Annotated in this window: 15 protein-coding genes; 11 read left to right on the top strand and 4 right to left on the bottom strand. The window is 41.3% G+C overall.

Annotated features, from left to right (window positions below):
• Positions 1-5: 5 nt before the first annotated feature.
• Genes J8L97_RS05040 through hisC form a run of 8 tightly spaced genes read left to right on the top strand, consistent with a single transcriptional unit; the run spans position 6 to position 9,553 of the window.
• Positions 6-740 (top strand): ABC transporter ATP-binding protein, encoded by a 735-nt coding sequence (locus J8L97_RS05040; RefSeq protein WP_211048114.1) that lies wholly within the window; start codon positions 6-8, stop codon positions 738-740.
• Positions 734-2,134 (top strand): DUF3526 domain-containing protein, encoded by a 1,401-nt coding sequence (locus J8L97_RS05045; protein ID WP_211048115.1) that lies wholly within the window; start codon positions 734-736, stop codon positions 2,132-2,134. Before J8L97_RS05040 ends, J8L97_RS05045 begins: the two co-directional genes overlap by 7 nt.
• Positions 2,131-3,597, top strand: a complete 1,467-nt coding sequence (locus J8L97_RS05050) for a DUF3526 domain-containing protein (protein WP_211048116.1) — start codon at positions 2,131-2,133, stop codon at positions 3,595-3,597. Before J8L97_RS05045 ends, J8L97_RS05050 begins: the two co-directional genes overlap by 4 nt.
• On the top strand, positions 3,594-4,946 hold the full coding sequence (locus J8L97_RS05055) for a lysine/ornithine decarboxylase (protein ID WP_211048117.1): 1,353 nt from the start codon (positions 3,594-3,596) through the stop codon (positions 4,944-4,946). The genes J8L97_RS05050 and J8L97_RS05055 overlap by 4 nt, the downstream gene beginning before the upstream one ends.
• 41 nt (positions 4,947-4,987) lie before the next feature.
• Positions 4,988-6,034, top strand: a complete 1,047-nt coding sequence (locus J8L97_RS05060; protein WP_211048118.1) for a cysteine synthase family protein — start codon at positions 4,988-4,990, stop codon at positions 6,032-6,034.
• Between the two features lie 14 nt (positions 6,035-6,048).
• Positions 6,049-7,035: an ornithine cyclodeaminase gene (locus J8L97_RS05065; protein WP_211048119.1), complete on the top strand. Its 987-nt coding sequence runs from the start codon at positions 6,049-6,051 to the stop codon at positions 7,033-7,035.
• On the top strand, positions 7,029-8,414 hold the full coding sequence (locus J8L97_RS05070) for an MATE family efflux transporter (RefSeq protein WP_211048120.1): 1,386 nt from the start codon (positions 7,029-7,031) through the stop codon (positions 8,412-8,414). Before J8L97_RS05065 ends, J8L97_RS05070 begins: the two co-directional genes overlap by 7 nt.
• On the top strand, positions 8,411-9,553 hold the full coding sequence (gene hisC / locus J8L97_RS05075) for a histidinol-phosphate transaminase (RefSeq protein WP_211048121.1): 1,143 nt from the start codon (positions 8,411-8,413) through the stop codon (positions 9,551-9,553). Before J8L97_RS05070 ends, hisC begins: the two co-directional genes overlap by 4 nt.
• A gap of 65 nt (positions 9,554-9,618) precedes the next feature.
• Here hisC and J8L97_RS05080 read toward each other — a convergent pair whose 3' ends face one another.
• A complete protein-coding gene (locus J8L97_RS05080; RefSeq protein WP_211048122.1) occupies positions 9,619-10,569 on the bottom strand; it encodes a DUF1015 family protein in 951 nt (316 codons plus the stop codon).
• 472 nt (positions 10,570-11,041) lie between these two features.
• Between J8L97_RS05080 and J8L97_RS05085 the strand changes: the two genes are divergently transcribed.
• The 3 genes from J8L97_RS05085 to J8L97_RS05095 are packed head-to-tail and all read left to right on the top strand — an operon-like array spanning position 11,042 to position 12,237.
• Entirely contained in the window at positions 11,042-11,299 is a 258-nt protein-coding gene (locus J8L97_RS05085) for a helix-turn-helix domain-containing protein (protein ID WP_192507943.1), read from the top strand.
• Positions 11,300-11,331: 32 nt separating this feature from the next.
• Positions 11,332-11,634: a hypothetical protein gene (locus J8L97_RS05090; RefSeq protein ID WP_211048123.1), complete on the top strand. Its 303-nt coding sequence runs from the start codon at positions 11,332-11,334 to the stop codon at positions 11,632-11,634.
• Positions 11,635-11,637: 3 nt separating this feature from the next.
• On the top strand, positions 11,638-12,237 hold the full coding sequence (locus J8L97_RS05095) for a hypothetical protein (protein ID WP_211048124.1): 600 nt from the start codon (positions 11,638-11,640) through the stop codon (positions 12,235-12,237).
• Positions 12,238-12,573: 336 nt separating this feature from the next.
• Here J8L97_RS05095 and J8L97_RS05100 read toward each other — a convergent pair whose 3' ends face one another.
• The 3 genes from J8L97_RS05100 to J8L97_RS05110 form a co-directional block, all read right to left on the bottom strand.
• Complete coding sequence (locus J8L97_RS05100) at positions 12,574-13,350, bottom strand: hypothetical protein (RefSeq protein WP_211048125.1); 777 nt, start codon at positions 13,348-13,350, stop codon at positions 12,574-12,576.
• A 137-nt stretch (positions 13,351-13,487) separates the two neighbouring features.
• Positions 13,488-14,903 (bottom strand): SH3 domain-containing protein, encoded by a 1,416-nt coding sequence (locus J8L97_RS05105; RefSeq protein WP_211048126.1) that lies wholly within the window; start codon positions 14,901-14,903, stop codon positions 13,488-13,490.
• A gap of 409 nt (positions 14,904-15,312) precedes the next feature.
• Complete coding sequence (locus J8L97_RS05110) at positions 15,313-15,639, bottom strand: YbaB/EbfC family nucleoid-associated protein (protein ID WP_010365021.1); 327 nt, start codon at positions 15,637-15,639, stop codon at positions 15,313-15,315.
• Positions 15,640-15,666 lie beyond the last annotated feature (27 nt).

Here is a 15,666-nt window from a genome sequence, read left to right on the forward strand (position 1 = left end):
AATCAATGACAACAAATCAGGACGTAATAATTGAGATCAATCAACTCAGTAAGCACTTTGGTGATTATCAAGCGCTTAATGATGTCACTCTAACGGTCAAACAGGGTGAAGTCTTAGCATTGCTAGGCCCTAACGGTGCAGGTAAAACAACCACGATTAATTGCCTTTTGGGCTTTTTAAAACCCGATAATGGGCAAGTTCGGATAGCTGGGATTGATCCGCAACAGAATGTGGTCAATGCCAGAAAAAATTTAGCTTACATTCCCGAGCAAGTTGCGTTGTATCCACGTTTGAGTGGCTTGGAGAACTTAATTTATTTCAGTAAAGTGGCAAAAGTTGAAAAATCTGAGCAAGAATTCAAAGCACTGTTAGAACAAGTTGCCTTGCCAGCACACGCCTTCAATAAGCCAGTTAATAGTTACTCAAAGGGCATGCGACAAAAAGTGGGCATTGCAATCGCCATAGCAAAACAAGCCAAAGCATTAATTTTAGACGAGCCTACCTCAGGCCTTGACCCCTCCGCCAGTTATGAGTTTAGTCAATTAATCCAGCAACTCGCCAAACAAGGCGTTGCTATATTAATGGCAACCCATGATTTATTTAGAGCACAAGAAGATGCCCATTCAGTCGCCATTTTAAACCAAGGTCGCTTGGTCGATTATCTTAACTTTGAGCAAATACAAACTGTGCAGCTCGAGTCTGTTTATTTAAAACACATTAAGGCGGAACCGTCATGTTAATGATCACCATGAAAAAGGAATGGCTTGATTCATGGCGGCAAGGACATGCATTGTGGATAAGTTTGATTGCTTTAATGCTATTACTGGTAGCTTGCGTTACGAGCTGGCAAAGCTTTCAAGTTCAATCAGCAACCAAATCAGCCGTTGCTCAGTCAGAGCGTGATCGCTGGTTAGAGCAAGGGGAAAAGGGCCCTCACTCTGCTGCGCATTACGGTGTTTATGTATTAAAACCAGAGTTACCTCTGGCCATGGTTGACCCTGGCTTACGAGACTTTCAAGGCAATGTGCTTCGATTAGAAGCCCATAAGCGTAATGACACGTTATTTCGCCCCATTCAAGATACTATTCCCATGCAACGCTTTGGCAGCTTGTCACCGTCATTTGTACTGCAAATATTATTACCCTTGTTAATCATACTGGTGGGTTACCCAGCTTTCTCAGGTGAACGTGAGCAAGGCACTTTAAAGCAGCTCCTCGCGTCAGGTTGCTCTTCAATACACCTGTTTATTGCCAAATCAGCAGCGCTATTTTCGGTTGCCGCAATGGTCCTTATTCCGCTGTTTGCATTTTTACTCTACAGCAGCATCAGCGAACAACATGCTCAAGTGTTACGCAGTGCTTTATATGCCTTGAGTTATTTAGTGTACCTGAGTACTTGGTGCGTCATGGTGGTTGCAATCTCTTGTTGGTTATCTACCGCTCGACGCACACTCATTGTACTATTAGCTCTGTGGGCAATCAGCTGCTTATTAATACCCAAAATAGCAATGACTCATGCCAGCAACCAATACCCCATTGAATCTGGTCAAGCGTTTCAATCTAAACTTGAATCTGAGGTATATACACCTGAGCGACAACAGGCCATTGCCCAATTCAAGCAAGAGACATTAACTACCTATGGGGTTAGCTCAACCGATGACCTACCTTTTGACTGGTCTGGTGCGCAATTACAATTCGGCGAACAGTATTCAGATAAAGTCTTTGATCGACTCTTTGGCGCGCGCTCAGAGCAGCTAAACGCACAGTTCCAATACTATCAAAGTACCGCACTATTAAGTCCATTTATCGCAATACAAACCATTTCTATGGGGCTCGCTGGTTCAGACCACACCCACCATCACAATTTTGAAGTTGCGGCAGAAAAATACCGCCGAGTAATGCAGCAAACACTGAACTTCAATCAACGCGACCATGCTCATAAAGCCACCAGCCACTACGTTGCCGATAAGCAGCTATGGCAAGCGATCCCTGAGTTTGTATATCAACCGCCCTCATTCTCTCTCATGAGCGGACATTACCTTGTTGCGCTATGCGCGCTTATTGGCTGGTTACTATTCTCTGGAGTATTGGGTAGTTACTCGCTTTACCTACTGCGCAAGGAAGTACAAAGATGAACCGATTAATTATTACCACTGAACTCAAAAATTTATGGCGCGAAAAACTCACTGTTGCGGTGCTATCTATTACCCTGATTTTTGCAGCGCTGTCTTTTTACAACGGATATCACTTTAGCCAAGCACAGCATGCGGTTATTGACATCGCTCAGCAGGAGCAACTCAGCGCAATAGAAACCGCACAAAATTCACTCACGCAACGCCTATCAGAGCAAGGGTCTATTAAATGGTGGGAAGACATTTATGATTTAAGAGGCCAAGCTTTTTATTTGATGGTCAACTATGCCACCAAGCCGCCATTAGCAACAGCCCCTATCGCGGTAGGTCAAGCTGATGTATTCCCCTACTACTTTCGGATGCTCATAAGTGAAAAGCAAAATGTGGTACAGCAATATGATTATGTAAACCCATTACAATTATTACTTGGACAATTTGATCTAGCGTTTGTGGTTATTTATATCCTCCCGTTGCTCATCATTGGGCTAAGTTACAATGCGTTAACGCAAGAACAGCAAACAGGTCAGCTAAGAATACTGTTATTGCAGGGGATCAATCCGCAACATTTATTAAAAAACCAGCTACTTGTCAGACTTTCACTGGTACTGGTACCATTTTTACTCTGTAGCAACAGCTTATTGCTATTGAGCAATAAAGATTTCACTATTCAAAATAGTCTGATCTTTTCCCTCATTGTCAGTCTGTATTGTCTATTTTGGAGCTATCTAGCCGGCTTTATTGTCAGTAAAGGTAAAAGTACCGCAACAAATGCGGCTATATTAGTCGCATGTTGGTTGGCATTTGTGATTATTATCCCCGCCACATTAAATACGCTGAACGGGGCAGCAAATCCAACGCCTTCGAGAATACACTACGTTGATTCATTGCGAGAGCAGGCAGACAGTGCGAAAAAAGCCAGCGAGAAAACGTTAGCTAAGTTTTTCCAAGACCATCCAGAATTGGCGTCAGCTAACGACAACCCCAGTGACTATGCCACAAAAAAAATTGCCACAATCATTGCCATTGAGCAAGCTATGCATGATTTCGATCAGGAGTTTTTACAAATTCAAGATCAACAATCTCAGTATGCACAAGCATTTAAGTTACTGTCTCCAGCTACTTTAGTTTATTCGGCCTTAGTGGACTTTTCTGGAAATGGCTTAACCAGACAGCAAGACTTTATGCAAGCTGTTGCACAGCATCATCAAGCGCTGCAACAGTTCTATAAAACACAGATTGTTGCTGCCAGTCAGCGCGGTGATTTCACGCCTTGTCGTGGCTGTAATGCAAGACCAACGCTTAAAGATTTAACCGTGATCCCACAGTTTAAAAATACGGTTAACGACACGTCTTCCCCCCCTTGGTCATTAATATTATTGGTGTTGGCTATATTTGCCCTCAGCTTAAAAACCAACCAAAGAGTGATACAAATTGGCTCTGCCCAATCTCAAGAGGTACGAGTATGAGCAAGGAGCACTTTACAGCAATAACACACCCTCTGGTTGAACAATTGCTTGATACTCATAAGGAGAAAATGTTTGAGTGGGCGTACGGGCTTGGTGCTCCCCTGCATGTGCTTTTTCCGCAGATATTTAGTGACAATGTAGCGCAGATCACGTCTGTGCTTAAGGCTCATCAGCTGAAACATCAAATTCTTTATGCAAAAAAAGCCAATAAATCTCAATGCTTTATAACACAAAGCAGTGCATTGGGCTTGGGGGTTGATGTAGCCAGTATTGAAGAGTTTGAATTGGCGTTAGCCGGCGGGGTATGTGGAGAGAAAATTGGGGTATCTGGGCCCCATAAATCTCACGAATTACTCACCCTTGCCATAAGACATAATGCATTGGTTGCAATTGATTCTATCAATGAACTTAAAAGCGCGATTGAGATTGTACGCCACACCCAACATGCAACCCAGAACATGCCGATACGTATTCTACTCAGAGTACACCCCAGCAAAGACACAAACAGCCGATTTGGTCTGGTGCACGCAGAAATAGAAGAGGCACTTTCGTACTGTGTTGAATATAAAAACCATGCATTTTTACAGGGGTTTAGTTGCCATTTAAGTGGTTACAATACCCAGCAAAGAGGACAAGCTATTCATTATATGTGTGACTGTATTAAGCGTGCAAACCACCTAAACTTGAACGCCGATGTGATCAACATTGGCGGCGGTTTGCCTATCTCTTATCTGGATTCCACACAATGGCAAGATGCATTAGATTATGAATATTTTCATAAAAACCGACAGTTCAGTGGCTTCTACCCATATCACTGTGCCCAACCAGGTGCTGATGCATTGGCGCAAATTCTATTAACGCCCAACCAAGCAGGGCAAACCGCAGCTGACGCAATCAACTCGCTATCGCTCACGCTCATGCTAGAGCCTGGCCGCGCCTTGCTTGATCAAGCGGGTGTTAGTCTATTTTCTGTACAAGGTAGTAAACCATTACACGGTACCTCAGATTGTCATATTGCAACACTTTCAGGTACCAGCTTGTCATTATCAGAACAATGGTTCAATAGTGAGTTTTTGCCTTCTCCAAGATTGCTTTCAAAAGCCACACCTTCGTCACCGAGCCCAGTCAGAGTTGCCTTTGGCAGCGCAACATGTTTAGAAGATGACATGATCAGCTGGCGCTATATTCCACTACCGCATTTACCAACAGGCCATGACCTTATGGTTTATATCAATACCGCTGGCTACCAAATGGACTCTAACGAATCTGAGTTTCATTCCATGCCAATACCTAGAAAAATAACAGTGAGGTGGGACTCACCAAACATACACTGGCAATTAGAGCGCTAGCCTTTCACTGGCAATTTATAGACATTATAAGGAGCATATTTATGATTATAAATACGCAGGAAAACTGCACAAAAAATTCAGCAACTTCGGCCTATCGCAAGGTCTCTCAAAGCATCGGCAATACACCTTTAATGGAGTTCATCGTACTGCCAAATGGCAGTCGAATGTATTTAAAATTAGAACAATTTAACCCCACCGGCAGCGCCAAAATTCGTATGGCTAAGTCCATGCTTGATGAAGCTGAACAAAACGGCCTACTTAAACCAGGTGGCCGCATTGTTGAATCAACCTCAGGCAATACAGGTGTCGGTCTTGCTATGCTCGCCGCTGAACGTGGTTATCATTTCACCGCGTTTGTTGATAACCATGCTGCAAAGGACAAAATTAATAATATGCGTGCATTTGGTGCTGAGGTCGTTTGTGTTAGCGACGAAGGTAATGATGGCCTAGCTACCGACGTGCGTGATGCAATGGCTGAACAAGTTGCCAAAGAACAAGGCGCGCTTTGGACGGCACAGCATAACAATTTTGCCAATAGCCGTGGTTATACTGAACTGGCCAAAGAAGTTGTAAATCAAATTGGTACTGATATCACTCACCTTGTTGGCGCTGTCGGCACTGGCGGGTCATTGTGTGGCACGACTCGCGCGCTTCGCGACCTTGGTTGCCATTCGCTTACAACATTGGGCGTTGAGCCAATCGGCTCTGTCATTTTTGGCGGCCCTGGGGCCAGGTATCATCAGTCAGGTACTGGTACACCTGAAGGCGCAGAAATTGGTGCCTTAATCGAATACGACTTGATAGATCTGGGTGTCAAAGTATCAGATAAACATGCATTTAACACCGCGCGTTACCTTACAAAGCATTACGCATTAATGGTAGGTGGTTCAGCAGGTGGTGTCATATATGAAGCATTAAAATCTATCCAATCAGCCCCTGCAGGCAGCATCTTTGTGGTACTTGTGTGTGATGGTGGTGAAAAGTATTTAGATACCGTATTTAATGATCAATGGATGACCGAGCATCAATTATTTGACCCCCAATTAGATCAACAACTCAGTGACCTACTGCAACAACTTAAAGCCTAAAGGAATGACATATTATGACAACTACACAAACCAACTTGCCCATACTCAACGCTGCATTACTCGAGTCACTTGCCTTTCCATATCAGCAAGTTATTGATGTCGTTGAGCACGCTTTCAAAGCCATCGATCACCCCGACTCAGCCAACCCGCTAAAAGTCATCATGGCCCCAGAGGATGGCCGTTCCATTGCCTATAGTATGGCAGGGCGAGATGCTTCCAGTAATACCGTCGGCTTTAAAGTCGTGTATGAGTTTGATCCTGACAGAAGTCGTGGCAATTACCAGTTCTATTCATTTATCTTTTTATGTGACGACAGCACGGGTACCCCTGTGGCATTAATGGATGTAAAAGAGCTTGGCCCTATGCGTACCTCGGCCACTTCCGCGTTATTCGCAAAAGCAGCAGCCACTTCAGACGCACGCAGCGCACTCGTCGTTGGTACTGGCGTGCAAGGTCAAATTGCTTTACCCATGTTAGTGAGCGCAATGCCACAACTCAATAAATTAGCGGTACATGGCAGTTATGAAGCGGGTATTACTAATGTTCAAAACAAACTTAAACACCACCACCCTGACTATGACGTTGAGGTTTCCAGCGACTTAGAGGCATCAGTACGACAAGCAGACATTATTCTCGCTGTGACAGGTTTATCCGCAAAAGAAAACATTAAATATGAATGGTTAAAACCCGGAGCAGTCGTCATATTAGTCGGCTATGGCATCGACAAAGACGTGTTACACAAAGCGGATAGATTGATCACCACTGATGCAGAACAAATGAAAGTCACCGGTGACGACTTACTCAATGAACAGGGCGAACTCCCTGAAGTTGATGCCACACTCACTGACATTCTCAATGGCGAAAAACCAGCTCGTAACCACCCAGACGACATTATTTTTGTCTATAACAGCGGTATGATCATCACTGATGTTGCTTTGGGTCGTGCTGTCGCTGAATTCGCTAAAGCAAGTACTCAAGTAGAGGAAGTGTCATTATGGTAACTACATCACCCTCTATATTTGATGACCTGAAAAAGGTCAGCACACTCGCTGGCCCGCTGATATTAACCAATCTATTATATGTGGCTATCGCCACTATTGATTTGGTGATGCTAGGCATGCTCAGCCCACTCGACTTAGCTGCTGGTGGGTTAGCCATCGGTATTTTTAACCAATTTAGAACCATGGGGACTGGGGTTGTGACCGCCACTGGCAACCTTGTATCTTATGCCGAAGGCAAAGCGCAAACCGAAAAAATAACCCCTTTGCTCAATGCCAGTTTACTGATCGGTACACTCATCGGCGTTATATTTGCTTTACTCATGGCGAATATAAAACCTTTTTTGCTATTCATAGGCACACCTGAGGTGCTTGCTGAGCAAACAGAAACTTACTTAGTAGTTGCTGCGCTGGGCTTAGTGCCTTGTTTCTGGTTTCAAAGCATCCGTCATTTTAGTGTTGGCTTAAAATCACCCGGACCGCTCATGATGATCACGGGCGTATCAGTAATACTGACTGTTATATTAAACTACGGTTTTATTTTTGGTCATTTTGGCCTACCTGAATTAGGTTTTCTTGGTGTGGCGGTTGCAACCTGTATCGTGCTCTACCTATCATTTTTTCTGTTTGTGATCATTGCCTGTAAAAATCAGGTGCTTAAACCCTATATCACATGGAAAGTATGGAAAACAAACAAAGAGTCACTCTCAAAAACATGGCATATGGGCTACCCCATTGGCGCAACCTATGGCTCTGAAGCTGGCTTTTTTACCGTACTGGCCTTATTTGTCGCCACGTTAGGTATTAGTGAACTTGCAGCACACAACGTCGTGAGCCAAATTGTCTACATTGTATTCATGATAGCCGCTGGACTTTCTTCTGCATGTTCAATTTATGTCAGTGAAGCCCATGCGAAATCTGACAAAACCCATGCCAAACGTGTTGGCCACTTTGGTTTGCTATTCGGTGCGAGTATCATGGGTGTCATAGCAATTACATATGTTTTACTGCCCGAGTTTATTTTAGCCCCCTTTCTCAGTGCCACTGAATTACAACAATCAAATGTCGTTGCTATTGCCACTCAGCTGTTATTGATTGCGGCTGTTTTACAAGTCTTTGATGCATCGCAAAATATTGGTGTAGGCATACTCCGTGGTGTCGGTGACGTTAAAAGTGCATTTTTCTTATCGATTCTTGGCTATTGGGTTATTGGTCTGCCGGTCGCATGGCTACTAAGCAGTTATATGAACCTTGGCATAAATGGGGTCTGGTACGCACTCACTCTTGGATTAAGTGTCACCGCGTTATCACAATTATGGATGTTTAATTATCGCGTCAAAAGCTTAGACACTGCCGCTGAAATACAAGGACAACAAGCATGATAACCACGCATTCTATCGCCTTTACCGACCAGCAAGTCAGGCAAGAAGTCGCACAACTTCCCGCTTATGGCGCAGGTCAAACGTTAGTGCAAGCTGACATGCTGTATCCTGCTAAAAATATGGTGAATTTGTCTGTAAATGAAAACCCATTTGGCGCCAGCACTGCCGCGCTCAATTTGGTGCAAAGTAAGCTTAGCGACATGAGTTATTATCCAGATAGCCAATGTTCTGAATTGAAAAGTACACTTTCCGCCAAGCTCAACGTACCCAGAGAAAATCTGGTTATTGGTAACGGCTCAGAAGATATTCTATCTATGCTGTGTAAAGCTTTTATCAATCAGGCCGATACTGTGTTTGTGGCCAAACCTGCCTTTGCTTTACACCCCATTTACGCCAATATGATGGGAGCAAATGTGACCAACATCCCAATGGATGAGCACTTCGACTACGATGTCACAGCGTGGGTAAGTGCCATTAAAGCACACCCTAACCTCACAATGCTGATGATTGCCAATCCTTCAAATCCTATCGGATGCACGTTAGACGATGCTGGATTGCAAGATATTATTGATGCCTGCCCGAAAGACACCTTTATTTTAATTGACGAAGCCTATTGTGAATTCGCTAACAACAGCCATAAGTTCGCTGATAGCTTAGCAATACTCAAAAAGCAAAATCGACCCTTTGCAATACTGCGTACTTTTTCAAAAGCATATGGCTTAGCTGGGCTGCGTGTAGGATACGGTATTATGTCTGACACCCATATTGTTGATTATCTAGATCGGGTGAGGACCCCATATAATGTCAACAACCTCGCACAAGCGGCGGCTATCGCGGTACTGGAAGATAGCAGTTATTTAAACGATACCGTTGACTTGGTTAACAACGAAAGAGAGCGAGTTCGCAGTGAAGCAGAATCATTTGGCTACTTTGTTGCACCAAGCCTTGCAAACTTTCTCTTTATCAATGTGCGTCAACCAGCAACGCATGTTGCAGATATATTTTTAGAAAATGGGATCATGATAAAGCCTTGGAAAGAATCTGGGTTCGAGCAATTTATACGCATTACCATTGGCCTACCAGAGCACAATGACCGCGTTATAAAGCTACTTTCAAAATTGGCCTCACACGAAACGTAAGGTACGAGAGCGCTAACTATGTGCATGATATCCATCATGCACATTCACACTGCTCACTCAATGCGTTAGGCACAATCAACTGTAATACGCTCTAATACCGCTTGTGATACGGGTTTATGTATAAAATACGTCGACTTTTCAGGAAAGTACTCTCCATGTTGCGCCGCATTAAAAATATCAGACACTAAAGGCGCTTGAATACCAATATGCATAAATAGCCCACTGCTGTCTTTGTGACACTCTTTACTTGACTGACAATAAAGTACCTGCGGTAATGCAGCGATGGCGCAGCGAATAACCCGCTGAATTTTAAGTGAGTCAGACTGATATATCTGCAATGTACTTGGACCTACTTCGTCGTTATTAAGACAATACGGATAAGATTGACCATTTGTCTGTAACATATAGTGAGATGTGGCGTTATCAACCGTGCGTGTAATGTCATATTGACTAAAATGTTGATCAATATAGTCAACGCTCACTGGCGCTGACAAGTGTACTTGCAAAGTAAAACTATCAACCCATGCTTGAGTTTTAGAGGTGACCCATATTGGCAAGTCAATCTTATGTTTACCGGGTAAACTCGCTGCAAATACACGATGATGTCCGTCAGCAATCAACAGCTGCTGTTGCTGTAATAACGTATTTTGCAACCTAGACTGCAACTGTTCGTTATTAATATCATACACTCGGTGTTTGCTTTTACCACGCCCCCCCACACTCGGCTCAAACCATGTTTTCACTAATGTACACTGCGAGTGCCAATCTAGTACGCTAAAATCAATATCAGCAATTAACATGCAAGGCGGTAATGTGTTAGCAGACTGCGTCAGCGACTTTCGCAAAGCCAGCGCGTGCGAGACACTCACCGCTTCATGCCCTAGCAGACGTATTGACGAGCTTCCTTCATGTGCGTCTTGATGTGAATAAAGTGCCAATACCCCTACTGCTTTATACCCATTGATATCAATTTCATAAAATGAAAAGCGTTTATCTCTATGTGGTTTAATTGCCATGTTATCATTGTATCCTTCCAAATATAGATACAATATAACATATCAAATCAATGACTGAAGATACAATTAAACGAGATCAGTGAGCCAGACTTAACCAACACTAAATGACCTAACAGAAGACATGTGATAAATAATGACAAAGCGCTCGTGTAAAAAATAAACAAGCACCATGTATCAGCCCCTCTTTTGAAGGGCTAAATGGCTAAGGCAGAAGTGCAGATACTCAGTTACAAGAGCTCTGTCACAAGTACTCAGGCGCAGCACCAAACTATGCTGCAAAAATACCGCAAGTCCACCATCAAAAAGACGTGTCAGCTTCGATACAACTCCTCACTTTACACTCAAAACTAAAAGTCATAACCACTCACCATGTAAATAAAATGTTTACTTTTAACCCATTTGTAAATATTATGCTCTTCTTATAATGTGGAAAACCACCCCTTTTCTACCCATTCATAAAAAGGATAAGGATGTGATAAATGGAGATGATTTACGGGCCATGCGCGTCAATGCGGCTATTTCTCAAGATAAAATGGCAAAAAAACTTAACTGTGATAGAAAAACAATCATTAATTATGAGCTAGGTGTAAGTGATATTCGTTCGAAACAGCTTTTCATGTGGCTGGTGTATTGTAAGATAGACTCAGGATCGCTATTAAATGAAATTAAACGAATTCGTGATCAAGTTAATCGTACAAAAACCTCTCGCTTACAGGATGAAGAACAATGAGAAATACAAACCTATTAAAGACTCTTAGCGCTATGATTTTTTTAATAAAGGAAAATGGGAAGTCGAGTAAAACCGCTGACAAATACTTACTTTCGGGTAATGCTAGTACTTTGGTATCGGGTGGCTCAGTACCTGATAAGCCACCGAGACCTACTGCCATACATGAAAAACAGTCTCGAACGGCTTTAAATCAGTTAACCGAAAATGAACTAACAAAGCAATCTTGTGTTTTAATCTCAGGAGGTACGGTGCCTGTTAAACGCCCTAGAGCTACGACTGCGATTGTAATATCTATCTCATCACCTCCGGTTCCCCTCATTGATTCACAAGGATAGATAATGAAACTTTCACACTTGATTTTGCTAAGTATCGCTTCTGTGGCAATTTTTTACATTCAGCTCTGGGATGATCGTATAGTCACTCCTTTGCATTTAATTTTATTGGGTATGTGTACTGCCTATGCCATATACTTAAGAAATATTAATATGGCACATATAGCTGGGTTTATTTTACTAATAACAGGAGCTAACCAAATAGTATTTGAACTTGGCTTAATAAATAGAGTTACACCAGATGACAACGCCATTCTACAAAGCTTGCTCATCTATGGCACAAATGCATTGTTTAGCGTTGCGCTCACTTTAGTCTTAATTTTTAGAGTACAACTTTCTCGTATGCTCTCCAACTCAAAAAGTGTTGAGCTAACTCACTTTGATGGAGTTTTTCACTGGATTTTTATCTACATGACGGTTATAAACCTTTTGGTCTTGTTAGAGGATATGGCTTATATCGTTTTTGCTATTACTTCTTGGACATTCATTTATGATAATTTTGAAGGGCTTATTTATATTGCGTGGGCGTTATGCTGTGGTGCATTACTTACCATGATAATTTGTAGTTCAAAAGAGCATAATACAGATGAAGCCAATGCGCTGTAACGTAGACATAATAATTGCAGATTCAACCCTCTCGAAAATTCGGAGCAACTATTTCACATAATTATCATTGTATTTGGGTTAAGTTACGCTGTATTTTTGCAAGTTTATTAAAAAAGTATTGGGTAGATGCTTATGAGTCCCTACCCATATTCTTTTTCTATAAATGATAATAAAAAAATAACCACAACGTAGTAACTTGTAAGGAATACACAAATAAAAAAGAACCAGCATAACATTCTCTCACCTTTGTGCCTTCGCGTACCTTTGCTTTACAAGCGCTTCTATTTTAATAGCTGAACGATTCATATATTAGTATAAGCGACCAAAGTACAGCCGTTATAGCATAAACACCGATATTAACGTCGCCCATTGCTTTTCAAGCTCAATCAATGAATACCCTGTTTTCACTTTTACGTCTGCGCCAGCATATATTTCGAGGTAAGTAGTCAGTCCAAATCGCTCGATTAAAAACTGCGTGAAAGCCCCCTCTTGTAAATAAGCCAGCTTTCTACCTAACCCCGTTTTAGCACTGTGCCTGACGTTTTCAGCCTCAGCAAGGCGAATTAGCTGGCCATATTCCGTTGCTGCCACGGCAACCGCACGATAAAGGTCGTGGCCAAAATCAGGGTACTCAGGCACAGCACCAAATCTATGCTGCAAAAATACCGCAATTCCATCATCAAAGAACCTATCTTCATAGCCATTTTTCTTCTGCTTTCTATACGCACTCACAGCATAAACATGAGTCAGCTCATGAATAACGGCGAGCCCTGCGTTAGTCCCTTTAACTTTCTCTGATAATACTTCTTCAGAAAATGTTTGAAGCACTCTTTTTTCTGGTAAATGGATGGTATTCCAATCTTGATAAGGTATACGTTTTTTCTTTGAGATATAAACAATGAGCGGCTCTTTGATTGGCGTACCATGATAGCTTGTCGACTGATTCAAATAGTTCAAAACAATCGCCCGCTCTTTTTCTATTTGCGTCGCAAGTTTTGCGACTATTTCTTTAGACACATTTGCATCATATTCCACCGTGAAATTATCTGACTTATAGGTCAACCCAAATGCGTTTAAACTCAATACAGTAATTAACACCCATACAAACTTCAAAATATATTCCTTGTTGTTAACTTAATTTTAATTATATTAAACACATACCAATACGTCATAAACAGTCTAATCAGCGTTATTTCTTTGCAAAAGAAAGTAGGCGGCATGCTCGGGATTAAGAGGATTTTTCTTCATAGCTACTTCATCCACACTTTTCTTATTACACACCGAGCACCGACACAAATTACGTTCTCATCTATCCCTAGCAACCTAAGTTTAATATTGTTATTTATATCAAGTTGTGAAATTCGGTTACGCTCTAGACCGATAATTTCTAACTCAAGATTGTTACTGAAGTCAATATTCTCAATTTTATTTCTATCTAGTACTAGCTCTATCAGACTACTATTTTCAGCTAAGTCAATCTTTGTTAGCTGGTTAACATGCGCTCTAAACCTCTTCAGTTCAGAATTATTGCTCACATCTATTTCAGCTAACGCATTAAACCCAAGAAATAAACTGACCAACTTTTTATTGTTTTCTACATTTATTCTTTCCAGCGCATTATGCTCAGCATAAAAAAAGACTAATTCAACATTATTAAAAACGTCTATTTCATTAAGAAAATTGTTATTCGCAAGAATCGACGTTAACTCTAAATTATTTCTAACATTAAGTTCCTGAAGCTGATTACTTTCAACGATTAAAGTCTTGAGGTTTTCATTCAAGCTCAAATCCACCTCAGCGATATTGTTATTACTGATATCTAGATTATTTAGTTTTAGGTTTTTACTAACATCAAGTGCTGTAAGCTCGTTATACTCTGCGTAAAATTCAACTAAATGAACGTTATTTGTTATATCTATTTTTTGCAGGTTGTTGTTGGCTACTGATAAATTTTTAAGCCGTTGATTTCTAGACAGTTCAATATCCACAAGTTCATTATAAGTAACAGACAATTCTACTAACTCAGGATTTTCCGTCACGTTTACAGACGAAAGTTGATTTACTGAAAGGTCTAATACTTCTAATCTAATATTATGTTTAGTGTCAATTTCTTTAATCTGATTACCGCTTAATCTGGCTTCAATAAGTAAACGTAAAAATTCTATACCGCGAGTTGATTCAATTTTTCTTCGTGCACAATTTATACTTGTAACATCTGAAGCCCGGGTGTGATTTTCACTTAAGCATTTTAAGAAGTTAGGGTCTGCGATTACATCTTTTAAAAGTGGGTTGGTATCTTTTGCATACTTTGTATGTATATATGCTGGTTTAGCGTCATACCATAATTTGGCCCACATCCCTTCTTTCGCTTGTAATGCCCACAAAGATTTTTCAGGAGCCACGCCTATTTTCTGCGTATATTTGTTGCTACTTTCTCTGACATTAACATGGCCAGTCTCTGTATTCATAATTTGAACACATTGCCCCGATACAGACTTTAAGTAACCCTTTCTATAGACCCAATATTGTTTATTTTTAAACCAAACACGACTCCAATTTCCTTGCTGTTCGGTTTCAACATATTGTTGCCCAACCTGCAAATATCCTATTTTCTTACTATTCTTAGTTGGCATTGAACGTACATTAACGTTTTTTGCTACTTCCATGATAGAGCACTGTAAATCTGTACTCGCTACAACAGCTGTATTGCCAAAAAGAATACAAATACAGAGCAACCAAACACACTTAAAATTCATAAACTGCCTCTTCCATAAAGTCAAAAATCGACATATGATATTTTAAAAATATCACCATGTGAAATTAATTATTTAATCTTATTAAGTTAAAGTTCAGTCTTTAAAACAGTCCGCTCTCAAGTTGTAAATCAAGAGGGTAAGATATACCGAGGCTATTGTTAAGTAACAATGCATACGTTCAAAGCACTAAACTATATGCAGACTGCAATAATGAATCAAACCCTAATACAGAAGCAAGTTTTTTATAAATCTTCCTCTACTAAAATAACCTACAAAAAAACCCAAGCATTAGCTTGGGCGTTCATATCAATCCAAATTATTAAAACGGCATTTTCATACCAGGTGGTAGTTGCATACCGCCTGTTACGTCGGCCATTTTCTTCTCTGACGCTTCACCTACACGACGTACTGCGTCATTCACCGCTGCTGCCAGCAAGTCTTCAATCATATCTTTGTCGTCTTCCATTAGGCTCTCATCAATTTCAACACGACGCACATTGTGGCTACCTAACATAGTCACTTTAACTAGGCCAGCACCGGCTTCACCTGTTACTTCTAAATTTTTAATTTCGTCTTGGGCTTTTTGCATGCGCTCTTGCATTTGCTGCGCTTGCTTCATCATGTTACCCATTCCACCTTTAAACATAAACTTTCTCTCTTACATCAAATCAAA

The organism is Pseudoalteromonas sp. MMG012 (assembly GCF_018100875.1).
Lineage (GTDB): Bacteria > Pseudomonadota > Gammaproteobacteria > Enterobacterales > Alteromonadaceae > Pseudoalteromonas > Pseudoalteromonas aurantia.

Coding starts and splice junctions, on each gene's coding strand:
- J8L97_RS05040 (WP_211048114.1), top strand. CDS start 6: ATGACAACAAATCAGGACGTAATAATTGAGATCAATCAACTCAGTAAG.
- J8L97_RS05045 (WP_211048115.1), top strand. CDS start 734: ATGTTAATGATCACCATGAAAAAGGAATGGCTTGATTCATGGCGGCAA.
- J8L97_RS05050 (WP_211048116.1), top strand. CDS start 2,131: ATGAACCGATTAATTATTACCACTGAACTCAAAAATTTATGGCGCGAA.
- J8L97_RS05055 (WP_211048117.1), top strand. CDS start 3,594: ATGAGCAAGGAGCACTTTACAGCAATAACACACCCTCTGGTTGAACAA.
- J8L97_RS05060 (WP_211048118.1), top strand. CDS start 4,988: ATGATTATAAATACGCAGGAAAACTGCACAAAAAATTCAGCAACTTCG.
- J8L97_RS05065 (WP_211048119.1), top strand. CDS start 6,049: ATGACAACTACACAAACCAACTTGCCCATACTCAACGCTGCATTACTC.
- J8L97_RS05070 (WP_211048120.1), top strand. CDS start 7,029: ATGGTAACTACATCACCCTCTATATTTGATGACCTGAAAAAGGTCAGC.
- hisC (WP_211048121.1), top strand. CDS start 8,411: ATGATAACCACGCATTCTATCGCCTTTACCGACCAGCAAGTCAGGCAA.
- J8L97_RS05080 (WP_211048122.1), bottom strand. CDS start 10,569: ATGGCAATTAAACCACATAGAGATAAACGCTTTTCATTTTATGAAATT.
- J8L97_RS05090 (WP_211048123.1), top strand. CDS start 11,332: ATGATTTTTTTAATAAAGGAAAATGGGAAGTCGAGTAAAACCGCTGAC.
- J8L97_RS05095 (WP_211048124.1), top strand. CDS start 11,638: ATGAAACTTTCACACTTGATTTTGCTAAGTATCGCTTCTGTGGCAATT.
- J8L97_RS05105 (WP_211048126.1), bottom strand. CDS start 14,903: ATGGAAGTAGCAAAAAACGTTAATGTACGTTCAATGCCAACTAAGAAT.
- J8L97_RS05110 (WP_010365021.1), bottom strand. CDS start 15,639: ATGTTTAAAGGTGGAATGGGTAACATGATGAAGCAAGCGCAGCAAATG.